The sequence below is a fragment of the Aureimonas jatrophae genome, from assembly GCF_900104035.1.
Classification (GTDB): domain Bacteria; phylum Pseudomonadota; class Alphaproteobacteria; order Rhizobiales; family Rhizobiaceae; genus Aureimonas; species Aureimonas jatrophae.
The window spans coordinates 267377-288073 of sequence record NZ_FNIT01000005.1; the positions used below are offsets into that span (position 1 = coordinate 267377).

The window sequence follows — 20697 nt, forward strand, 5'->3', positions numbered from 1 at the left end:
GTGAGGGCGGACTCAGGCCGCCGCAAGGCTTTGGCCGCGCGTGCCCTCGGCGAGCGAGCGCACCAGCGCGGTGACGGCATCGACCACGGCCTCGGTCCCGCGCGGCGCCGCCTCCTCGATGGCCTGCACGATCGCCGAGCCGACGACGACGCCGTCGGCCTGCCGCGCGATCGCTTCGGCCTGGGCAGCGGTCCGCACGCCGAAGCCGACGCAGACCGGCAGGTCCGTATGACCCTTGATGCGCGTGACGGCCCGGCCGACCGCCCCGGCGTCGGGTGCCGCGGTGCCGGTGATGCCGTTGATCGAGACGTAGTACACGAAGCCCGACGTGTTCTTGAGAACGGCCGGCAGGCGCTTGTCGTCGGTCGTCGGGGTGGCGAGGCGCACGAAGTTGAGTCCGCCCGCCAGCGCGGGAAGACAGAGCTCGTCGTCCATCTCGGGCGGCAGGTCGACCACGATCAGACCGTCGACGCCGCTGGCCTTCGCGTCGCGCACGAAGCGCTCGACGCCGTAGATGTAGATCGGGTTGAAGTAGCCCATCAGGATCACGGGCGTTTGCTCGTTGTCCTCGCGAAACGCGCGCACGGTCTCCAGCGTGCGTGCCAGCGTCTCGCCGCTGCCCAGCGCACGGAGCCCCGCGCGCTGGATCGCCGGACCGTCGGCCATCGGGTCGGAGAAGGGCATGCCGAGCTCGATCAGGTCGGCGCCCGCCTCCGGCAGGGCGCGCATGACGGCGAGCGCCGTGTCCCGGTCCGGATCGCCCGCCATCACGAAGGTGACGAGCGCGGGCCGGCCTTCGGCCTTGAGGTCGGCAAAGCGCGTCTCGATGCGGGTGGTCATGCTCGGGTCCTTCGATACGGCGGGGCGGGATGGGCGATACAGCGCGCGCAGCGGCGCCTCAAGCGCCCCTGCCCGCCGAGCGGTCGCTCAGATATCCATCCCCATGCGGGCGGCGATCGTGTTCACGTCCTTGTCGCCCCGGCCCGACAGGCACAGGACGATGCGCTGGTCGCGGCGCATGGTGGGCGCGATCTTGGCGATCTGGGCCAAGCCGTGGGCCGACTCCAGCGCCGGAATGATGCCCTCGAGCCGCGTGCAGAGCTGGAAGGCGACCAGCGCCTCCTGATCGGTGATCGGCACATAGGAGACGCGGCCCGTGTCGCGCAGATAGGCATGCTCGGGGCCGACGCCGGGATAATCGAGGCCGGCCGATATGGAATGGCCTTCGAGAATCTGCCCCGCCTCGTCCTGCAGGAGGTAGGTGCGGTTGCCGTGCAGGACGCCGGGGCGACCGCCGCTCATCGAGGCGGCGTGGCCGTTCTCGACGTCGATGCCATGGCCGCCGGCCTCGGCGCCGAAGATCTGCACGTCCGGATCGTCCAGGAAGGCGCGGAACATGCCGATGGCGTTGGAGCCGCCGCCGACGCACGCGACCACCGCGTCCGGCAGCGCGCCGACCGTATCCAGCATCTGCTGGCGCGTCTCGTCGCCGATCACCTGCTGGAAGTCGCGCACCATGGCGGGATAGGGGTGCGGACCGGCCGCCGTGCCGATGAGGTAGTAGGTGTCCTCGACGTTCGAGACCCAGTCGCGCAGCGCCTCGTTCATCGCGTCTTTGAGCGTGCCGGCGCCCGCCGTCACGGCGCGGACCTCGGCGCCGAGCAGCTTCATGCGCACGACGTTGGGCTTCTGGCGCTCGACGTCGGTCGCGCCCATGAAGACCACGCAGGGCATGCCGAAGCGTGCGCACACGGTCGCGGTGGCCACGCCATGCTGGCCCGCGCCCGTCTCGGCGATGATGCGCCGCTTGCCCATGCGGCGGGCCAGCAGGATCTGGCCGAGGCAGTTGTTGATCTTGTGCGAGCCGGTGTGGTTCAGCTCCTCGCGCTTGAACCAGACCTCTGCGCCGCCGAAATGCTCGGTCAGCCGCTCGGCGTGGTAGAGCGGGCTCGGGCGGCCGGTGTAGTGCGTCTGGAGGCTGCCGAGCTCGGCCTTGAACGCGTCGTCGCTCTTGGCCGCCTTGTAGGCCGCCTCCAGATCGAGGATCAGCGGCATCAGCGTTTCAGCCACGAAGCGCCCGCCGAAGAGGCCGAAGCGGCCGTCGTCGTCGGGGCCGAGCTTGAAGGAGTTCGGGGTCGCGATCGAGTTCATGCCGATGGCCGCTGGCTGGTGTGGTGGATGGTCCGGTCCGCCCCGTCGAGGGCGTCGAACAGCTGGTGGATCAGGCCCTCGTCCTTGACCCCCGGGGCGCGCTCGACGCCCGAGGACAGATCGAGCGCGAAGGGACGCACGCGCCGAACCGCTTCCATGACGTTGGCCGGGGTGACGCCGCCCGACAGGGTGAAGTCACGCGTCGGCAGGTCGTCGAGCAGGCTCCAATCGAAGCTCACCCCGTTGCCGCCGGGCAGCTGCGAGCCCTTGGGTCGCTTGGCGTCGATCAGAATGCGATGGGCGACCGGCTCGTAGCGTTCGAAGGCGTCGAGATCGGACGCCTGCGACACGGAGATCGCCTTCATCACACTGAGCCCGGTGAGCGCCGCGATCTCGGCAACGCGCGCGACGCTCTCCTGACCATGGAGTTGGAGCACGTCGGGGCGCACACGCTCCGCGATGCGCGTCAGGACGTCGTCCTCCGGGTCCACGAGGACGACGGTGACGAGCGCCCGGCCGCCGGCATGGGCGCGCAGCCGCATCATGTCCGCGATCTCCAGATGGCGGGGGCTCGGCGGGAAATGAACGAAACCGATCTCGTTGCCGCCCCGGGACAGGACGGCATCGACGTGGCGGGCTTCCTTCAGTCCGCAGATCTTGACGTGCGGTCGATACACGGGTTCTCGAAATCCGCTAAGAGGGTCAGGGCCTTATCGCGCCGTATGGCGGTTCGTGTAAAGCGCCGGCGCCGCGATGCGTTGCATCGCCGGACGTCTCTCAGTCGAAGCGGATCGCGTGCAGCGAGCCGCCGTGCTGGCGCAGCCACTCGCGCCCCGCTTCGGTTTCGGGGCATAGTTCGCGGCAGAGCGCCCAGAAGGCCGGCGCGTGGTTCATCTCGCGCAGATGTGCCATCTCGTGCGCGACGAGGTAGCGCAGAACCCCGGGCGGCGCCATGACGATGCGCCAGGAGAAGCTGAGACGGCGTTCGGCCGAGCACGAGCCCCAGCGACTCCGCGTGTCCTTGAGCGACAGGGCAGCAGGCCGGATGCCAAGGACGGGAACGAGACGTTCGACCTCGGCCTGGAGGTCGCGGCGGGCCTCGCGCTTCAGCGCATCCGCCACGCGCCGGCCGATTGCCTCCGCCTCGCCGCCGACGACGAGGCACCCTTCGCCCGCATCGATGCGGGCCGAGCGTCGTCCCGGCTCGTGAACCACGAGAAGCTCGCCGCCGCGAAAGGGCAACCGTGCGCCGGCCTCCACGCGCAGCGCGCCCGGATGCGCCTCCAGCCGGCCTGCCACCCAGGCGCGGTGTCGGTCGAGAAAGCCGAGCACCGTGGCGGTACGGGTCCGGGGTGGCACCGTGACGCGCAGCTCGCCCGCCGGCGACAGGCGCAGAACGAGGCGCCGGGCGCCGGCGTGCTCGCGCACGCGCAGCGGCAGGGCGCGCCCGTCGATCTCGAAGACGTCGGGCAGCGGCTGGGGAACGGAACGGCGAAGAAAGGCGGGAAGCGTCGGCATGTCCCGGACCGTTCTAGCGCGCGGCCCTTGCCGCTATCCATACCTTCACGAAAAAGGCCGCCCCGTTGCCGAAGCGGCCCGCAGTCCGAAACGATCGGCGGCTCAGCGAGCGCTGACGATCTCGGCGTCCTCGACGCCGGCGCGGCGACCGCGCTGGCTCATGAAGCGGTCGAACTCCTCCTGGTCCTTGGCGCGGCGAAGCTCGCGCGCATAGGACTCGAACTCGGCGCTCGCCTCGTTCAGGCGGCGACGCTCCTCGTCGAGGCGCTTCAGCTCGGCCTCGCGCCAGTCGTCGAAGGCGACGTTGCCGGTGCGGCCGAAGCCGGCCGGGATGTTGGCGCCCGAGCGGCGGAAGGTGGCCGCCACGCGGTCGGTGGCGCGGCCGACATCGCCGCGGAAGGCCTCGAGCCGGTCACCCCACAGGATGTAGGCAAGGACGGCGAGGCCGAGCGGCCAGTAGGCCATGAAGCCCAGGACCATCAGCGCAATGGTGGCGGGGGTCCAGGCGGGGCGAATCAAGGCTTGCGATCTCATCGAACGGCGTTCCAGTGCGAAAGGCCCATGGGTAGCGGGCGACGATCCCGCTTCCTCAGATGGGGGGCGGGAAAATCCGCTTCAACGCCTCCGCCGGCCGCGCCGTTCACGATTTGGCAAGGCTAGCGGCGCGTCACGCGCCGCTGCGCTCCTCGACTGCGCGCTCGGCATCCGCAAAACGCGCCTCGCTCAGAAGGGCGTCGCCCGACGCTCCGTCCTCGTCGGCCGGTGCCTGAAGGGTCGGCGCGGCGTCGCCGATATGCGCGGGATCGCTGTCCGGTTCCAGGCCGTGCAGCGCAGTTCCGGCCTCCAGCGCTTCCAGGCCCGGAAGATGAGGCTCGCCCGCTGCATCCGGGCCGCGCACGGGATTGTCGGGCAACTGCGCGGCCGCCGTGAAGGCCGTTCCTGCGCCCAACTCGTCGGCGTCCGGCAGGTCCGAACCGCCGGTCACGGGCGGCGGCGTAACCGGCTTGCCCCCCTCGCCGCTCCGGCGGTGAGTCAACGCGAAGTCCACCATGCGCGGCACGATCTCGGCGCGGAAGCGCGAGCCGTTGAAGACGCCGTAGTGGCCGACCTTGGGCTGGACGTAGTGGACGCGCATGTCGTCCGGCAGGCTGCGGCAGAGCGTGTGGGCGGCCTGCGTCTGGCCGAGACCGGAGATGTCGTCGTTCTCGCCCTCGACGGTCAGGAGCGCGGTGCGCCGGATCGCGCCCATGTCCAGGCGCCGTCCCCGATGCTCGATCGTGCCGCGCGGCAGCGAGTGGTTGATGAACACCTGCTCCACGGTCTGGAGGTAGAACTCGGCGGTGAGGTCCATCACCGCGTTGTACTCATCGTAGAAGGTGCGGTGCTTGTCGGCCCCGTCGCCGTCGTTCTTCACGAGATGGAAGAAGAAGTCCTTGTGGGCGATCAGGTGCCGGTCGAGATTCATCGACATGAAGCCGGTGAGCTGCAGGAAGCCGGGATAGACCATCCGACCGAAGCCGGGATGAGGAAACGGCACGGGCATCACGACGTTGTCGCGGAACCACTCGATGCCCTTGCTTTCCGCCAAGCGGTTCACGCCGGTCGGATTGACGCGCGTGTCGATCGGGCCACCCATCAGCGTCATGGTCGCGGGCACGCACGGGTCGTCGTCCATCGACATGGCCGCGACCGCCATCATCACCGGCACGGCCGGCTGGCAGACGCCCACCACGTTCACGCCCTCGCCCAGGAAGCGCAGCATGTCGGCGACGTAGTCGACATAGTCGTCGAGGTCGAAGCGCCCGACGCCGACCGGCACGGTGCGCGCATCGGTCCAATCGGTGATGTAGACCTCGCCATAGGGCAGGAGCGCCTCGACCGTGCCGCGCAGGAGCGTCGCGTAGTGGCCCGACATCGGGGCGACGAGCAGGAAGCGCGGGTCGGGGCGCCGGCCCTCGGGCAGCGCCCGCTCGAAGTGCAGCAGCCGCGCGAAGGGCTTCTCCCAGACCGTCCGATCAATCACCGGCACGCGCATCCCATCCACGAACGTGTCGTGGATGTTCCAGGCCGGCTTGCCGTAGACACGCGTGGAGCGCTCGAACACCTCCGCCATGGCGGCGACGGTGCGTCCGAAATCGGTGGCCGCGACCGGGTTCAGCGGGTTTCGATAGAAGACCTGCGTCGCTTCGGCGACCGCGCGCCAAGGCGCGAGGGCGGCATGGTTCCATTCGTAGAACTGGTACAACATGCTCTCCCGCGTTCCGGCAGCGCTCGCGCCACACTTCGGCTAGTGCATTGCAATATAAGTGGTTTGGATCTCGCGTCCAATTTCGGCGCCGCTAGAGCCAGCGCACCATGACGGTGCGCCGCTCCGGATCGACGCCGGGAGGCAATTCCGCATCGAAGCGCTTGCGCAGGGCTGGAGGGCGATCGGGGGCGGGCACCGCCAGGAAGCCGCGCTTGGCGTAGAAGCCCTCGTTGAAGGCGAGATCGCGCGCCGTGGACAGGGCGATCGCACGCTGGAAGAACCAACCCGCCCGCGCCACCACCGCCTGGAGCAGCGCCGATCCGAGGCCCCGCCGCCCGTGTTCGGGATCGACGGAAAGCGCCGAAAGCCACGTGCAGCCCGCCCCTTCCGCCGCCTCGGGCTCGCCCGCGAGAATCTCGGCAAGGTCCACGCTTGCGGCAAACCCCACCGCCTTGCCGTCGCGCTCGGCCACGAAGACCTCGTGGGCGAGCAGGAACTGGATGAAGCGGCCGGGCTCCAGAGGCTCGGCATCCGCGAGGTGGCCGGCATCGACCAGCAACTGCCCGGCGCGGCGGTCGATCTCGCGCAGGCGCATCGCCTCGCCCGGCTCCATCATGCGGATGCGGTAGGGCTCGGGCGCCATGCCCCGGAACGCCCGGCGTCCCGGCTTCACCCCTCGGCCACGCCCTCGACGATCAGGAGCTCGGCGTCGGATACCTCCTGTCGCAGGCGCTTGGCCTCTTGGTATTCGGGCGAGTTGTAGCAGGCGAGCGCTTCCTCCATCGACGCGAACTCGATCACTACGTTGCGCGCCCGCGCGTCGCCCTCGAGATCGCGGAACGGCCCGCCGCGTGCCAGGAACTTCGCGCCATGCCGCTGCATCGCGGGCGCGGCCGTGGTCACGTAGTCCTTGTAGCGCTCGGGATCGTGCACATCGACATGGGCGATCCAGTAGGCCTTCGGCATGATGGCGTCTCCTCTTGGGTCCGGTGCCAGATAGAGAGACCTCAGGCCGCTTCCATCTCGGCTAGGATCGCGCGCGCCGCCGCCAGCGGATCGGCCGCCGCCACGACCGGCCGCGCGACCACCAGATGCGTCGCCCCGTTGCGCAGCGCCTCGGCCGGGGCCACGACGCGCTTCTGGTCGCCCGCCGCCGCCCCCGCCGGGCGGATGCCGGGCGTCACAATCGCCGCGTCGGGCCCGGCCAGCGCCCGCACGCGTCCCGCCTCGGCCGCGGACGCCACGATGCCGCCGACGCCCGCGTCCATCGCCTGACGCACGCGCCGCTCCACCAGCGCCTCGACGCCGCCGTCCCAGCCCATCTCAGCTAAGTCCGCGTTCTCCAGCGAGGTCAGCACGGTGACCGCGAGAATCTGGAGCCCCGATCCCGCCGCCGCGCGCACGGCCGCGCGCATCACCTGCGGATAGGCGTGCACCGTCAGCATCGACACACCGAGCCGGGCTGCGGCCTCGACGCCCTTCTCCACGGTGTTGCCGATGTCGTGCAGCTTCAGATCGAGAAACACCTGCCGGCCCGAGGCCGCCAGATCCCGCGCGAAGTCGAGGCCGCCCGGCGCATAGGCCAGCTGATAGCCGACCTTGTAGAAGCCGACCGCCTCGCCCAGCCGCTCCACCACCACCTCGGCGCTCGCCACGTCGGGCAGGTCCAGGCCGACGATCAACCGGTCGCGGGGCGTGAGGGACATGGGCGTAGCTCCTGAGGCGCGGGTGGGGTCGTGGCGGGGCTACCGCCCCGCGCCCCGTCCGGGAAGAGTTCCCGGACCCTTCTTGTCATTTGAGCCGCCTTTTTCCTGTGTGGGGCAGGCCGGCGGCCCGCCCCACACAGGAACAGGTTTCAAACGAGGAGGGGTGCTGAGAATATCATGTCCCCTCGTGGGGCCTGGGGCATAGCCCCATCGTATCCCAAGCAGCGCCTCAGTGCGCCTCGTCCCAGTTCCCGGCCGCGCGTGCGTCGACGACGAGCGGCACCGAGAGCTCGAGGACCGGTTCGGCGGCGGTCTCCATGACGTGGCGGATCAGGGGAATCGTCGCGTCGACCTCGTCGTCCGGCACCTCGAAGACGAGTTCGTCGTGGACCTGCAGAAGCATGCGCGCGCCGAGGCGCTCCTTGGCGAGCGCTCCTTCCATGCGGATCATGGCGCGGCGGATGATGTCGGCCGCGGTGCCCTGGATGGGAGCGTTGACCGCGGCGCGCTCGTTGAAAGCGCGCACCTGTGGGTTGGAGGCCTTGATGTCGGGATAGTGGGCGCGCCGGCCGAACAGCGTCTCGACGTAGCCCCGCTCCTTCGCTCCCTGCTTCACGCGGTCCATGTAGTCGCGGATGCCGGGGAAACGCTCGAAGTAACGCTTGATATAGGCGCCGGCCTCGGCCTGCGGAATGGTGAGCTGCGCGGCGAGGCCGAAGGCCGAGATGCCGTAGATGATGCCGAAGTTGATGGTCTTGGCGCGGCGGCGAATGTCGGACGGCATGCCCTCGACCGGCACGCCGAACATCTCGGAGGCGGTGGCGGCGTGGATGTCCTGCCCCTCGCGGAAGGCGGTGACGAGCGAGGGAATTTGCGACATGTGGGCCAGCAGTCGCAGCTCGATCTGCGAGTAGTCGGCGGAGACGAGCTGGTAGCCGGAGGCCGGCACGAAGGCGGTGCGGATCTCGCGCCCCTCCTCGGTGCGGGCGGGAATGTTCTGAAGGTTCGGCTCCGACGAGGACAGGCGCCCGGTCGTGGTCGAGGCCAGCGAGTAGGATGTGTGGATGCGGTCCTGTTCGTCCATGAAGGTCGGCAGCGCATCGGCGTAGTTGTTCTTGAGGCGCGTGATCTGGCGCCAGTCGACGATGCGTCGCGGCAGCTCGTGGCCCTGCGCCGCGAGATCCTCGAGAAGGCGCGCGTCGGTCGCCCACTGCCCGGTGCGGGTCTTCTTGCCGCCCGGCAGGCCGAGCTTGCCGAACAGGACGTCGCCAAGCTGCTTCGGCGAGCCGATGTTGAAGGGCTCGCCGGCCAGGATGTGGATGTCGGCTTCGAGTCCCGCCGCCTTCTGGGCGAAGCGGCCCGACAGACGGGACAGGATCTGCCGGTCGACGCGGATGCCGCGCTCCTCCATGCGCGCGACCACCGGCACGAGCGGACGCTCCAGGCGCTCGTAGACGTGAAGGAGGCCCTCGGCGACGAGGCGGGGCTTCAGAGCGCGGTGAAGGCGCAGCGTCACGTCGGCATCCTCGGCCGCGTATTCCGTCACACGCTCGATGGGAACGCTGGCGATCGGCTTCATCGCGCGGCCCGAACCGCAGAGCTCCTTGTAGGAGATGGGCTTGTGGCCGAGGAAGCGCTCGGACAGTTCGTCCATGCCGTGGCCGTCCAGCGAGGACGACGCGTCGAGCACGTAGGAGATGAGCATCGTGTCGTCGAGCGGGGCGATCTCGACTCCGTGCCGACGCATCACGAGGTAGTCGTACTTGGCGTTCTGCGCGATCTTGAGGATCGCGGGGTCCTCCAGAAGCGGCTTCAGGAGGTCGAGCACGCGGCCGAGCGGGATTTGCGGGCCGACGCTCTCGTCCTGACCGTGCCCCAGAAGATCGCCGTGCCCCTCGCCGACATGGCCGATCGGCACGTAGGCGGCCTCGTTCGGCGCGACCGCGACGCTGAGGCCGACGATCTCGGCGCGCATGGCGTCAAGCGCGGTGGTCTCGGTGTCGAAGGCGACGGCGCCTTCCTCGTAGGCGCGGCGGATCCAGTGAGCGAGGCGGGCTTCGTCGCGCACGGTCTCGTAAGCCGTGCGATCCACGGTCTGCGCGGCGGCCTCGGCCAGGCGGGCCTGCGCGTGCGCGGCCGGGGAAAGTTCGAGATTGCCGACGCGCGGCCCGGAGGCATCCGTCCAGCTGGCGTCGAGATCGGGACCACGCGGGGCCGCCTCGACGGCGACCTTGGCCGGGGCGACATCGGCGATGTCGGTGCCGAGCTTGGCCGAGACGCGCCGGGTCAGGGTCGTGAACTCCATCGCCTTCAGGAAGGCGACGAGCTTCTCGCCGTCGGGCTCGTGGATGAAGAGGTCGTCGAGCCCCTCCCCGTCCGCCAAGGGAACGTTCTGGTCGAGGGTCACGAGGCGCTTCGACAGGCGTGCCTGTTCCGCGTTGGCCTCGATCACCTCGCGGCGCTTCTGCTGCTTGATCTCGCTCGTGCGCTCCAGCAGCGCCTCCAGCGTGCCGAACTGGTCGAGAAGGCCGGCGGCGGTCTTGGGCCCGATGCCGGGCACGCCCGGCACGTTGTCGGAGCTGTCGCCAACCAGCGCCTGCAGATCGATCATCTTCTCCGGATAGACCCCGAACTTCTCGAACACCTCCTGCGCGCCGAGGCGCTTGTCCTTCATCTGGTCGTAGAGCGTGACGCCCGGCCCGACGAGCTGCATCAGGTCCTTGTCGGAGGAGACGATCGTGACGTCGCCGCCGGCCTCGACGGCCAGACGCGTGTAGGTCGCGATCAGGTCGTCGGCCTCGAAGCCTTGGCGCTCGACGCAGGGCAGGTCGAAGGCACGCACGGCGTCGCGGATCAGCGAGAACTGCGGGCGCAGGTCCTCGGGCGGCGCGGCGCGATTGGCCTTGTAGGCGTCGTAGAGTTCGTTGCGGAACGTCGTCGACGAATGGTCGAAGATCACCGCGAAATGGGTGGGCGCAACGCCGACCTCGGTCTCGCGCGCCTCCTCCACCAGCTTCCACAGCATGTTGCAGAAGCCCGCCACCGCACCCACCGGCAGACCGTCGCTCTTGCGCGACAGCGGCGGTAGCGCGTGGTAGGCGCGGAAGATGTAGGCCGAGCCGTCGACCAGAAAGAGGTGATCGCCTTTTTGCATGGGAAGGGTGGTATCGCGGGGCGCGGAGCCTGTCCACGGTCGCCGCCCGCGGCGCAGGAACCTGGTGGCGGGCCGAGCGCGTCTAGGCGCCAAATTCTGTCGTCAAGGGGAAAACCGCCGGGCTATGGAGCCGACATTACCGAGGTTTAAGGTTCCGATCACGAACCTGTGATCAGATCGCCTTGAACTTATTCGAGGGGAAGCGCATTTTCTGCACAACGACGCACACGAAGAGGCGTCGCCTTCGGCCCCAAGCTTGTCCCCCGCTTTTGTGCCGAATGCTGAGCGGAAAGATCCCATCCCCCCTCTCGGGACATCCGCTCTATCAGAAGGAGCCGTCGCGACAACCCCCCTCCAGTCCGCGACGGCTCTTTTCTGTTTTCAGGCCCCCGTTCTCCCCGTTTTCCACATGGGCTGTTGTTTGCGTGCCACGTCCGGCGCGGGTGGACCTGCGCGAGCCGGAGGGTTTATGCCGGTTGCCGAAGTCCGCCCCTTCCGCGGTGGACGACCCGCAGCCCGGATGATCCCATGGCCGACCTCGACAGCGTCCTTTCCTGCCTCGACCTCAATCTCGACCGCTCGGTGGAGCGCCTCCAGGCCCTGCTCCGTATCCCATCGATCTCGACCGACCCGGCCTATGCGGAAGACTGCCAGCGCGCCGCCGAATGGCTGCGCGGCGATCTCGAGGCGATCGGCTTCGACGCACGCGTCCACGAGACGACGGGTCGCCCGATGGTGGTGGCGCGGCGCGAAGGGCCGGCCGGCTCGCCCAACGTCCTGTTCTACGGCCACTACGACGTGCAGCCGGTGGACCCGCTGGAACTGTGGGACGCCGACCCGTTCGATCCGCGCGTGGTCGACGGGCCGGACGGCTCGCGCCGCATCACCGGGCGCGGCTCGGCGGACGACAAGGGCCAGTTGATGACGTTCATCGAGGCGTGTCGTGCCTTTATCGCCGAGACCGGCGGTCTGCCCTGCTCGGTCACGATCTTCCTGGAGGGCGAGGAGGAATCGGGCTCGCCCTCGCTCCTGCCGTTCCTCGACACACATCGGGACACGCTGTCGGCCGACGTCGCGCTGATCTGCGACACGAGCATGTGGGACAAGGACACGCCCGCCATCTCCACCGGCCTGCGCGGCCTCGTCGGCGAGGAGGTGACGATCCACGCCGCGTCGATGGACCTTCATTCCGGCTACTTCGGCGGCGCGGCCGCGAACCCCATCACGGTTCTGGCGCGCATCATCGGCGAGCTCCACGATGCCGAGGGCCGCGTCATCCTGCCCGGCTTCTACGACGGGGTGCCGGAACTGCCGGAGGACGTGCGCCGGGTCTGGGACGAGCTGCCCTTCTCGCAGGACGCGTTTCTCGGCCAGGTCGGCCTCTCCGTCCCGTTCGGCGAGACGGGTCGCTCGGTCCTCGAGCAGACCTGGTCGCGCCCGACCGCCGAGGTGAACGGCATCGAGGGCGGCTATACCGGCAAGGGCTTCAAGACCGTGATCGCGGCCGAGGCTCACGCCAAGATCTCGTTCCGCCTCGTCTTCGACCAGGACCCGGCGGCCATCCGCGAGAGCTTCCGCCAGTTCGTGCGCGAGCGCCTGCCGGCCGATTGCCGCGCGGAGTTCCACGAGCACGGCGGCTCGCCGGCCATCCAGTTGCCCTTCGATTCCCCGGTCCTGGAAACGGCCCGCGAGGCGCTGTCGGCGGAATGGCCGAACAAGGCCGTGATGATCGGCATGGGCGGCTCGATTCCCGTGGTCGGCGAGTTCAAGCGCCGGCTGGGCATGCCCTCGTTGCTGGTGGGTTTCGGTCTGGCCGACGACCGCATCCATTCGCCCAACGAGAAGTACGAGATGCGCTCCTTCGCCAAGGGCCAGCGCTCCTGGGCGCGCATCCTGGCGGCGCTGGGCGAGCGGGGCACCAAGTGAGCCGCCTGCCACCCGAGTACGATCCTGACGACGACGAGGACCGGGACGAAGCTGCGGTGCCGGGGCTTCCCCCTCTCGCGGACCCCTTGCGCGAGGCCAAGATGCAGGTCGCGCGGGCGGTCGCCCGGCGCCGGCGTGCCGCGCTTACGGCCCTGAAGGACTGAGGGCGCGATGTTCGAGATCACCTGGCTCGACCGGCTCGACATCGAGCGCATCCATGCCGAACTCAGCGGCCGGCCCGAGAACGAGGCGGCGCCAGCCCTTGCGCTTCTTCTGCGGCGCATGGCGGGGCTGCTTCAGGGCGACGAGGAGATCGAGCTGACAGACCTCGCCGCGGCACTCGGCGAGGCGATCCTGCGCGACCGGCCGTTCGCGAGCGGCAACCGCGCCGTGTCGCTGGTCGCCTGCGAGACCTTTCTGGTTCTCAACGGCCTCGATCTTCTGCCGCTTTCGGACGAGGAACTGGCCGCGACCTGGCTCGCGCTGGAGGCAGGCGACCTCACCGCCTTCGAGTTGGCCGGCATCCTGCGCGGCGAGCGTCCGGAACTCGTCGAGGATGCGATCGCCGCCCACGCACACCGGCTGCCGGCGGGCATGGGCGGCGACGACGGCGAGCGCTGAAGCGCTACTCGATGCGGGCGCCGGACTTCTCGATCACCGGGCGCCAGCGCGTGATCTCGGACTGGACGTGCGCGGCGAGCTCTTCCGGCGTGCCACCCACCGTGGTCGCGCCGACTTCGGCGAGCCGCGCCTTCACCGCCGCGTCGCCGATCGCCTCGTTGGCGACGCGGTTCAGCGTCGCGATCACCTCCGGCGGCGTGCCGGCCGGTGCGAAGAAGGCGTTCCAGGTATTGGTCTCGTAGCCCGGCACGCCGGCCTCCTCCATGGTCGGAATGTCGGGGAAGTTGGCGGCGCGTGTCTTGGTGGTGACCGCCAGCGCCCGCAACGCGCCGGAGCGGATGAACTCGGTCGACGACGGCAGGTTGTCGAAGTTGATCGGCACCGCGCCCGACACCGCGTCCACGAGCGCCGGTCCCGAACCCTGGTAGGGAACGTGGACCATGTCGACGCCCGCCAGCGACTTGAAGAGTTCGCCCGACAGATGCAGCGGCGTGCCGTTGCCGCTGGAGGAGTAGACCTCCTCACCGGGCTTCTCCTTCAGTCGCGCGATCAACTCCTGCACGTTCTGGGCCGGGTAGTCCTTGTTGACGGTCAGGACGTTGGGAACGGTCACGAGCCATGCGATCGGCGCGAAATCCTTGACCGGGTCGAAGGGTGGCTTGGCGTAGAGCGAGGCGACCAGCGCATGGGTCGCGATCGTGCCCATCAGGATCGTGTAGCCGTCGGCCGGCGCCTTAGCGACGAAGCTGGCGCCGAGGTTCCCGCCCGCCCCGCCCTTGTTGTCCACAAGGACCTGCTGGCCGAGGATCGTCGACATCTTCTGGGCGATCGTGCGCGCCACGAGATCCGTCGAGCCGCCGGCCGCGAACGGTACGACCAGCGTGACGGGACGCTCGGGATAGGTCTGCGCCGCGACCGGCGACAGAGTCGCTCCCATGGCGATGGCCAGCGCGGCCCCCAGAACTTGGCGTCGCTTCATGTTGTTTCCTCCCTTTGGGCCGTCGGGCCCGACGGTGACTCCCGCCTGCGAAGTCTGGACCGGCGGCCGGGGTGCGGCAAGTCGAACCGGCCGCAACAGGTTGTGACCCATCGGCCACGGCTCGTGGCCGGAACGACACGCATGCGGGCCAGGCGATTGAAACGCGGGCCCGGAAGGGAACATGGTGCAGCCAAGTCGCGCCCCGTCGGCGCCCCTGTTCGGAGTTTGCGTCCATGTCGATCCGCGCCGTTGTTCTCGCCCTGTCCGCGTCCGCGCTGATCGGCTCCGCAGCCCTGGCCGCAGACGTCTACACGCCGGACACGACCGAGGTCGCGATCGTCAACAACGCCGATCTCATCATCGAACTGGGCGCCGGCGTCTCGACGCAGCCCGCCTATGAAGGCGCCGACGACTACATCGTCTCGGGCTTCCCGATCGTCGATCTGCAGTATCTCAGCATCCCCGGCCTGTTCGACATCGGCTCGCCCGACGAGCAGCAGGGCGGCCTGCGCATCGGCCCCTCGTTCCGCTTCATCGACAAGCGCAACGCGGCCGACTACCCGGAGCTCCTGGGCACGCTGCCGCTCGACGACAGCTACCAGATCGGCCTGCGCGCGGGATACGAGTTCCCGGTCTACGAGACGTTGAACATCGAGGTCTACGGTGCGGCGCGCTACGCCTTCAACGAGGGCGAGGGCTTCGTCGGCGACGCGGGCTTCGACTTGATCTCGCGCCCGACCCCCGACCTCGAGTTCAAGCTGGGACCGCGCACGAGCTTCGCGGACTCCGACTACATGGACACCTACTTCGCCGTGAAGCCGATCGAGGCCCTCGGCTCGTTCGGCGGCCTGCGCGCCTACGACACGTCGGGCGGTTTCAAATCGGTGGGCGTGGCGGCCTCGGCGCGCTACGAGTTCCGTCCCGACTGGTTCCTGAACGCCAATGCCGCCTGGGACCGTCTGGTCGGCGACGCCGCCGATTCGCCGATCGCGGAGGTCGGCTCCGAGAACCAGTTCTTCGCCGGCATCGGCCTGTCGCGCCGCTTCAACTTCGACCTCTTCTAGTCCCCGCCGCCGGGACCCTGACGCGCGGGCCGACCGGCCCCGCGGACCGTTCATGCCCTGGCAGGCTTCCTTAACGCCCCGTTAATTCGCCGCATTTACGCTGCACCCGGTCGGGCTGCCGCATCCGTCGGGATGCGGCGCAGCGGACCGCCGCCGCGCCTCGCTGCAGGCGCGAGGGTCGAGGGTCCCGCCGTCTCGCGCTCCCGAGGGGAGACCGGCGCGCTGGACGGCGAGCTTCAAGGGGAACACGGCGCATGGCGTTCAGCCGCAACAAGGGCAGGATCGAGCCGACCTTCGGCGCCTCGTCGGTCGACGACGACAGCGTCGTGCGGGTGTCGGCGGACGATCGCGCCGTGATGCCGATGGCTGCGTCTTCCTCGCGCAAGCGCCCGGTGATCGAGGGAACCGCGCGTCGCGATCCGCCGAGCACCCCGTCTCGCGACCTCGGCTCCAATCGGCGCAGCGGCGGCGGCGGCAACGGCTCGGGCGGCGGCGGAAGCAGCGGCGGTGGCGGGGGCCTCGGCGGCTTCTTCGGCGGCCGTCGCAAGCGGCCGCGCCGGTCCTTCTTCGGGCACATGGTCCGCCTGTGCTTCATGCTCGTGATCTGGGGCGGCCTCGCGGGGCTCGCCGTCCTCGGCTACTTCGCGGCCAAGCTGCCGCAGGAAGCCTGGGCGATTCCGGCCCGCCCGCCCAACGTCAAGATCGTCTCGGTCTCGGGCGACCTCCTGGCCGACCGGGGTACCACCGGCGGCGAGGCCGTGGCGCTCGACCAGATCAGCCCCTACGTGCCGAAGGCCGTTCTCGCGATCGAGGACCGGCGCTTCTACTCGCACTGGGGCGTCGATCCGCTCGGCATCATCCGGGCCTTCTCCGAGAACATGGCGGCGGGCGAGACCGTGCAGGGCGGCTCGACGCTGACCCAGCAGCTCGCCAAGAACATCTTCCTGACGCCCGACCAGACCCTCCAGCGCAAGATCCAGGAGGCCATCCTGGCGCTTTGGCTGGAGCAGAAGTTCACCAAGGACCAGATCCTCGAGATGTACCTCAACCGGGTGTATTTCGGATCCGGCGCCACGGGTATCCAGGCGGCCGCGCGCCGCTACTTCGACAAGAACGCCGCCGACCTGACCCTGCCCGAGGCCGCGACGCTGGCCGGCCTTCTCAAGGCGCCGTCCCGCCTGTCGCCGGTCCGCGATCCGGACGCCGCCCGCGCCCGTGCCGCCGTGGTGCTGCAGGCCATGCTCGACGAGCATGCCATAAGCCAAGGCGAGTTCGAGGCGGCCAAGGCGGCCAAGCCCACCAAGGCGCGCTCCTTCTGGACCGGTGCCGAACACTATGCCGCCGACATGGTGATGCGCGACCTGCCGCTTCTGGTTGGCGAGATCCACGAGGACGTCGTGGTGGAGACCACGATCGATCTCGGGCTCGAGAAGAAGGCCGAGGCCGCGATCCGCAAGACCATCGACGGCGCCAAGCAGAACGTCAGCCAGGGCGCCCTCGTCTCGATCGACGGCACCGGCGCGATCCGTGCGATCGTAGGCGGCCGCGACTATGCCGAGTCGCAGTTCAACCGCGCCGCGGACGCCAAGCGCCAGCCCGGCTCCGCGTTCAAACCCTTCGTCTACGAGACCGCGCTGGAGTTCGGCGTCCGGCCCGAGACCGTGGTCAACGACGCGCCGATCCGCATCGGCAACTGGTCGCCGTCGAACTACGACAACCGGTTCCGCGGCGAGGTCAGCGTGGCCGACGCGGTAGCGAAGTCGCTCAACACGATCGCCGCCAAGCTCACGGCCGACGTCGGCCCACAGGCCGTGATCGACACGGCCAAGCGCATGGGCATCACCTCGCCGCTCGTCGACAACGCCTCGCTGGCGCTCGGCACGTCCGAGGTTTCGCTCGTGGAACTGACCGGTGCCTACGCCCCGTTCGCCAACGGCGGCTACCAGGCGACGCCGCACCTCGTGAACCGCGTCACCACCGCGTCCGGCAAGGTCCTCTACGAGCGCGACGACGCCGTGCCGCCGGTGATCGTGACCTCCGACATCGTGGCCATGATGAACGCCATGCTGGAACGGGTGGTCTCGTCGGGCACGGGCCGGCGCGCCGCGCTCAAGGACTGGCAGGTGGCCGGCAAGAGCGGCACGACGCAGGATTTCAAGGACGCCTGGTTCATCGGCTACACCGCGAACCTCACCACCGGCGTCTGGCTCGGCAACGACAACGGCGCGCCGATGAAGCAGGTGACCGGCGGCTCGCTGCCGGCGGACGCTTGGAAGAGCTTCATGACCGCCGCGCACGAGGGGCTGCCGGCCATGCCGCTGCCCGGCAACTACCGCATCGGCGATCCGGCCAACATCCCGGTCGCCAACAACGCGCAGGACCGCATCATCGGCTACGATGCCGCCGGCAATCCGGTCTACGAGAACACCGAGCTTCCCGGCGGCGCGCCCGCCGACGACGGCTTCTACGACGTGCCGGGCGCGCAGACCGGCGCGCCGCTGCCGCCGGCGGGGCAGATGCCACGCGTCGAGCCGGGCGCCGGCTTCTACGATCAGGAGCAGGTTCCGGTCGCGCGGGGCGAGGCGCCCCCGGTCCGTCGCCTGCCGGACAACCGGCGTGCCGATCCGCAGGACGACTACGCCGTGGCACCCGCCGATCCCTATGGCGACGACCGCTACGGCGGACCGCCGCCGGTCTACGACGATCCCACGCAGTACGGCGAGCCGGCTCGCATGCGCCCGCCCGAGAACGTCGGACCGGCCCGCGTGGTACGACGCAGCGACCTGCCGCCCGATGCGGTGCTGGAGGGGCCCGCACGCCGCGTTTCACCCGACCAGCTTCCGCCGGATGCCGTTCTGGAAGGCCCGGTCGGCGGACGCGAAAGCGACCGCTCCCTGTTCCGCGGTCTGTTCAATTAAGGATCGCAAAATGAAGCCCCGGAGCCTTTCGGCTCCGGGGCCTCAAACCGGCATGCGGCCAGCGATCGTCTCAGGCGAGACCTTCCTTGCGAGCTTCGTCCTTGGCGGTGTTGACCGCGGCGCCCGCAACGGCTGAGACTTTTTCGGCCAGCGTCTCGCCGTCGCCCTTCGGCTTCAGCCCGTGCTTCTCGGCCTCCTGGTCGCCTGCGTGCAAGGCCCGCTCGGCGACGTGGCTCGCCTTGTCGAGCGTTTCGCGACCGTAGCCGAGCGCGTCGTCGCGAAGGCGATCGCGCGTCTCGCCGAGCAACTCGTCCTCGGTGCGTGTGGACGGCAGGGCGGCTCCGATCGCCGCGCCGACCGCCACGGCGATGGCGCCGAGGATCAGCGGCTCCTCGTGCAGCGTGTCGACGAACGTGCGCTGCGCACGTCGGCCGAGCTCGCTGACGCGATCGCCCGCATAAGCGGCGGTGCGGTATCCCGCCCGACCGGCGTCATAGGCCGCGTCGCGAACGTCGTGGCCCAGCCGGCTCGCGCCGTCGGACACCTGGCTCGCCGCCGAGGAGATGCTCTCGCCGGCCGAGTGAGCGGCCCCGCTGATCGACGAACCGGCACTGGACAGGCTGTCGCTGACGGTGGAGCCGGCGCTCGATAGGCCGCTGGCGACGCTGGATCCGGCCGAGGACAGCCGCGATCCGATGCCGGGACCGGACGCATGGTCCGCGCCCTCGAAGCGGTTGTCGCGATCGTCCTCGCGCCAGTGATCCGTTCCCCAGTCGCGATCCATGCTCCAATCGCGCCGCCGATCGCGATCGCCGAGCGACAGGTGACGCGAGCCGCTGTCGCGCACGCCCTGCCCCAGCAGCAACCAGGCGATACCGGCTCCCACGAGCCCAAGGGCCAGCGGGTTGTCGCGCACCTGGCGGTTGAGGTTGCTCACCATCTCCGCGCCCTGCCCGTTGCGGACATAGGAGGCGACCTCGTCCACGATCTGGCCAGGGGTGAAGCGGTTCTTCAGCGACTCCAGCGTCGAGTCGAGCTGGCCGCGCCGCTCCTCGGCCTCGCGGGCGAGACGTTCGGTTTCCGAGCTCATAGCGTCTTCTCCTTCACGAGGCGCCCGTCCTTGCCGAGCTGGTCCAGCGTCCGGTCCGGCGTGATGCTGAGGGTCTCCAGGTCCTTCTTGCCCTTGGCGAGCAGCATCGCGCCGATCACCGCCAGAACGATGCCCACGATCAGCGCCGACCATCCGGCGCCCACGACATGGGCCAGGGCGATGACCAGGGCCTGCGACAGCACGATCAGGGCAACCAGCAGGCAGATGCCGCCCGCCGCGAGCGATCCGCCGCCGACCTGGAGCTGCGAGACCTTGTCGGAGATCTCGGCGCGGATCAGACGGCCTTCCGTGCGGAAGAGCTCGGTGGTCTCGCGCAGCAGGTCGCTTAGAAGATCGGGAACGGAACGCGGTTCACGATCGACGCTCATCGGGCATTCTCCTCGTGGCCGGGAAGCTTGTTGGTATCGGTGGAGCCCGATGCGCCGAGGCGATTGAGCTGGGAGTCGTTGGCACCCGATGAGGTCGTCTGCGACGCGCCGCCCGTCACCGTGCTGGTGGACAGGGAACTGCCGCTCGCACCGCTCGGGCTCGAGAAGCTGGAGGCCGATCCGCCGGTCGTGGATGCACCCGACGATGACGAGCCGAAGGACGACCCGCCGGACGAGAAGGTCGATCCACCCGCCTGCGACGTGCCCGGATTCGATCCGCTCGTCCCGGCCGCCGTTCCGGCGCGACGATCGCGTTCGCCGAAGGCGTCCTGCGAACCGTCGGAGCGGCTTGTGTAGGCATTGCCACGTGAGGCCTCGCTCCGGTCGTACGCGCCGTATCGTGCCCGCTCGTCGTAGCCGCGGTCGAAGCGGTCGCCTCCCCGGTAGCCGCCGGTGGACGAGCCATGCCGATGATCGGACGAGGCGCGGGCGAAGCGGCCGAGCGCGACGCCGGCCAGGGCGGCACCGATCAAAAATGCGGTGGGCTGGCGCCGCGCGAAGTCTGCGACCGAACCGGCGATCTCTGGAACGCTCCGCCCCTTCAATGCGTCGGAGGCCTGTTCGAGGCCACCCGCAACCTGGCGCACGAGCCCCGCGCCCATCGACTGGTCGCGTTCGCCGAGTTCATCTGAGGCCCGCCGGATCGCGGCGGCGAAATCCTCGAGGCTGCTGGCGGCGGCCGACTTGCCGTCCTCCGCGGTCGCGCTTGCGCGCTGCTTGGCTTCCGACAGGGCCGACTGCGCGCCCTCCCGCAGCTTGTCGGTCGCCGAGCCGAGTTCGGCGCGGGCCGACTGGGTCTCGCGATTGAGAGCGTCGCGAGTGTCGCGGCCGGCGGTGCCGCCGCTTCCGGTATCAAAGGTGGATGACATGGAA

19 protein-coding genes are annotated in these 20697 nt (G+C 69.6%); 5 read left to right on the forward strand and 14 right to left on the reverse strand.

All coding sequences use genetic code 11. From position 1 onward, the window contains the following. Nucleotides 1–12: 12 nt before the first annotated feature. The 10 genes from trpA to polA form a co-directional block, all read right to left on the reverse strand. Nucleotides 13–840 carry a tryptophan synthase subunit alpha gene (trpA, locus tag BLQ76_RS13055; RefSeq protein WP_090673903.1) on the reverse strand — a complete coding sequence of 276 codons (828 nt, stop codon included), beginning with the start codon at nucleotides 838–840 and terminating at the stop codon, nucleotides 13–15. An 87-nt stretch (nucleotides 841–927) separates the two neighbouring features. Next, nucleotides 928–2151, reverse strand: a complete 1224-nt coding sequence (gene trpB, locus BLQ76_RS13060; RefSeq protein WP_090673905.1) for a tryptophan synthase subunit beta — start codon at nucleotides 2149–2151, stop codon at nucleotides 928–930. Further along, entirely contained in the window at nucleotides 2148–2828 is a 681-nt protein-coding gene (locus BLQ76_RS13065) for a phosphoribosylanthranilate isomerase (protein ID WP_090673907.1), read from the reverse strand. Before BLQ76_RS13065 ends, trpB begins: the two co-directional genes overlap by 4 nt. Nucleotides 2829–2928: 100 nt before the next feature. Next, complete coding sequence (locus BLQ76_RS13070) at nucleotides 2929–3669, reverse strand: M48 family metallopeptidase (protein WP_090673909.1); 741 nt, start codon at nucleotides 3667–3669, stop codon at nucleotides 2929–2931. Between the two features lie 102 nt (nucleotides 3670–3771). Then, nucleotides 3772–4203: a DUF2852 domain-containing protein gene (locus tag BLQ76_RS13075; protein ID WP_090673912.1), complete on the reverse strand. Its 432-nt coding sequence runs from the start codon at nucleotides 4201–4203 to the stop codon at nucleotides 3772–3774. Nucleotides 4204–4336: 133 nt separating this feature from the next. Beyond that, nucleotides 4337–5917, reverse strand: coding sequence for a polyhydroxyalkanoate depolymerase (locus BLQ76_RS13080; RefSeq protein WP_244519609.1), 1581 nt, complete (start codon nucleotides 5915–5917; stop codon nucleotides 4337–4339). A gap of 91 nt (nucleotides 5918–6008) precedes the next feature. Further along, complete coding sequence (locus BLQ76_RS13085; protein WP_090673914.1) at nucleotides 6009–6560, reverse strand: GNAT family N-acetyltransferase; 552 nt, start codon at nucleotides 6558–6560, stop codon at nucleotides 6009–6011. Between the two features lie 26 nt (nucleotides 6561–6586). Further along, entirely contained in the window at nucleotides 6587–6883 is a 297-nt protein-coding gene (locus BLQ76_RS13090) for a DUF1330 domain-containing protein (RefSeq protein ID WP_062014752.1), read from the reverse strand. Between the two features lie 41 nt (nucleotides 6884–6924). Then, nucleotides 6925–7623 carry an orotidine-5'-phosphate decarboxylase gene (gene pyrF / locus BLQ76_RS13095; RefSeq protein ID WP_090673916.1) on the reverse strand — a complete coding sequence of 233 codons (699 nt, stop codon included), beginning with the start codon at nucleotides 7621–7623 and terminating at the stop codon, nucleotides 6925–6927. Nucleotides 7624–7852: 229 nt separating this feature from the next. Further along, nucleotides 7853–10777, reverse strand: coding sequence for a DNA polymerase I (polA, locus tag BLQ76_RS13100; protein WP_090673919.1), 2925 nt, complete (start codon nucleotides 10775–10777; stop codon nucleotides 7853–7855). A gap of 528 nt (nucleotides 10778–11305) precedes the next feature. On the opposite strand from polA, the gene BLQ76_RS13105 reads away from it, so the two are divergent. Genes BLQ76_RS13105 through BLQ76_RS13110 form a run of 3 tightly spaced genes read left to right on the forward strand, consistent with a single transcriptional unit; the run spans nucleotide 11306 to nucleotide 13324 of the window. After that, a complete protein-coding gene (locus tag BLQ76_RS13105; RefSeq protein ID WP_090673921.1) occupies nucleotides 11306–12703 on the forward strand; it encodes a dipeptidase in 1398 nt (465 codons plus the stop codon). Next, complete coding sequence (locus BLQ76_RS22125; protein WP_170842581.1) at nucleotides 12700–12867, forward strand: hypothetical protein; 168 nt, start codon at nucleotides 12700–12702, stop codon at nucleotides 12865–12867. The genes BLQ76_RS13105 and BLQ76_RS22125 overlap by 4 nt, the downstream gene beginning before the upstream one ends. A gap of 7 nt (nucleotides 12868–12874) precedes the next feature. Beyond that, nucleotides 12875–13324 carry a hypothetical protein gene (locus BLQ76_RS13110; protein WP_090673924.1) on the forward strand — a complete coding sequence of 150 codons (450 nt, stop codon included), beginning with the start codon at nucleotides 12875–12877 and terminating at the stop codon, nucleotides 13322–13324. A 4-nt stretch (nucleotides 13325–13328) separates the two neighbouring features. Here BLQ76_RS13110 and BLQ76_RS13115 read toward each other — a convergent pair whose 3' ends face one another. After that, nucleotides 13329–14303: a Bug family tripartite tricarboxylate transporter substrate binding protein gene (locus BLQ76_RS13115; protein ID WP_090673927.1), complete on the reverse strand. Its 975-nt coding sequence runs from the start codon at nucleotides 14301–14303 to the stop codon at nucleotides 13329–13331. Between the two features lie 233 nt (nucleotides 14304–14536). On the opposite strand from BLQ76_RS13115, the gene BLQ76_RS13120 reads away from it, so the two are divergent. Together BLQ76_RS13120 and BLQ76_RS13125 are read left to right on the forward strand one after the other, a co-directional pair. Next, nucleotides 14537–15367 (forward strand): MipA/OmpV family protein, encoded by an 831-nt coding sequence (locus BLQ76_RS13120; protein ID WP_090673930.1) that lies wholly within the window; start codon nucleotides 14537–14539, stop codon nucleotides 15365–15367. Nucleotides 15368–15621: 254 nt separating this feature from the next. Further along, a complete protein-coding gene (locus BLQ76_RS13125) occupies nucleotides 15622–18285 on the forward strand; it encodes a transglycosylase domain-containing protein (protein ID WP_090673932.1) in 2664 nt (887 codons plus the stop codon). A gap of 70 nt (nucleotides 18286–18355) precedes the next feature. Here the strand turns inward: BLQ76_RS13125 and BLQ76_RS13130 are convergent, their stop codons facing one another. The 3 genes from BLQ76_RS13130 to BLQ76_RS13140 are packed head-to-tail and all read right to left on the reverse strand — an operon-like array spanning nucleotide 18356 to nucleotide 20693. Next, nucleotides 18356–19375 carry a DUF3618 domain-containing protein gene (locus BLQ76_RS13130; RefSeq protein WP_090673934.1) on the reverse strand — a complete coding sequence of 340 codons (1020 nt, stop codon included), beginning with the start codon at nucleotides 19373–19375 and terminating at the stop codon, nucleotides 18356–18358. Then, nucleotides 19372–19764 (reverse strand): phage holin family protein, encoded by a 393-nt coding sequence (locus BLQ76_RS13135; RefSeq protein ID WP_090673936.1) that lies wholly within the window; start codon nucleotides 19762–19764, stop codon nucleotides 19372–19374. The genes BLQ76_RS13130 and BLQ76_RS13135 overlap by 4 nt, the downstream gene beginning before the upstream one ends. Next, nucleotides 19761–20693: a hypothetical protein gene (locus BLQ76_RS13140; protein ID WP_090673938.1), complete on the reverse strand. Its 933-nt coding sequence runs from the start codon at nucleotides 20691–20693 to the stop codon at nucleotides 19761–19763. The genes BLQ76_RS13135 and BLQ76_RS13140 overlap by 4 nt, the downstream gene beginning before the upstream one ends. Nucleotides 20694–20697 lie beyond the last annotated feature (4 nt).

Bases quoted from the DNA above. Each gene is read 5' to 3' on its own strand.
- trpA (WP_090673903.1), bottom strand. From the start codon at position 840: ATGACCACCCGCATCGAGACGCGCTTTGCCGACCTCAAGGCCGAAGGC.
- trpB (WP_090673905.1), bottom strand. From the start codon at position 2,151: ATGAACTCGATCGCGACCCCGAACTCCTTCAAGCTCGGCCCCGACGAC.
- BLQ76_RS13070 (WP_090673909.1), bottom strand. From the start codon at position 3,669: ATGCCGACGCTTCCCGCCTTTCTTCGCCGTTCCGTTCCCCAGCCGCTG.
- BLQ76_RS13075 (WP_090673912.1), bottom strand. From the start codon at position 4,203: ATGAGATCGCAAGCCTTGATTCGCCCCGCCTGGACCCCCGCCACCATT.
- BLQ76_RS13080 (WP_244519609.1), bottom strand. From the start codon at position 5,917: ATGTTGTACCAGTTCTACGAATGGAACCATGCCGCCCTCGCGCCTTGG.
- BLQ76_RS13085 (WP_090673914.1), bottom strand. From the start codon at position 6,560: ATGGCGCCCGAGCCCTACCGCATCCGCATGATGGAGCCGGGCGAGGCG.
- BLQ76_RS13090 (WP_062014752.1), bottom strand. From the start codon at position 6,883: ATGCCGAAGGCCTACTGGATCGCCCATGTCGATGTGCACGATCCCGAG.
- pyrF (WP_090673916.1), bottom strand. From the start codon at position 7,623: ATGTCCCTCACGCCCCGCGACCGGTTGATCGTCGGCCTGGACCTGCCC.
- polA (WP_090673919.1), bottom strand. From the start codon at position 10,777: ATGCAAAAAGGCGATCACCTCTTTCTGGTCGACGGCTCGGCCTACATC.
- BLQ76_RS13105 (WP_090673921.1), top strand. From the start codon at position 11,306: ATGGCCGACCTCGACAGCGTCCTTTCCTGCCTCGACCTCAATCTCGAC.
- BLQ76_RS13110 (WP_090673924.1), top strand. From the start codon at position 12,875: ATGTTCGAGATCACCTGGCTCGACCGGCTCGACATCGAGCGCATCCAT.
- BLQ76_RS13115 (WP_090673927.1), bottom strand. From the start codon at position 14,303: ATGAAGCGACGCCAAGTTCTGGGGGCCGCGCTGGCCATCGCCATGGGA.
- BLQ76_RS13120 (WP_090673930.1), top strand. From the start codon at position 14,537: ATGTCGATCCGCGCCGTTGTTCTCGCCCTGTCCGCGTCCGCGCTGATC.
- BLQ76_RS13125 (WP_090673932.1), top strand. From the start codon at position 15,622: ATGGCGTTCAGCCGCAACAAGGGCAGGATCGAGCCGACCTTCGGCGCC.
- BLQ76_RS13130 (WP_090673934.1), bottom strand. From the start codon at position 19,375: ATGAGCTCGGAAACCGAACGTCTCGCCCGCGAGGCCGAGGAGCGGCGC.
- BLQ76_RS13135 (WP_090673936.1), bottom strand. From the start codon at position 19,764: ATGAGCGTCGATCGTGAACCGCGTTCCGTTCCCGATCTTCTAAGCGAC.
- BLQ76_RS13140 (WP_090673938.1), bottom strand. From the start codon at position 20,693: ATGTCATCCACCTTTGATACCGGAAGCGGCGGCACCGCCGGCCGCGAC.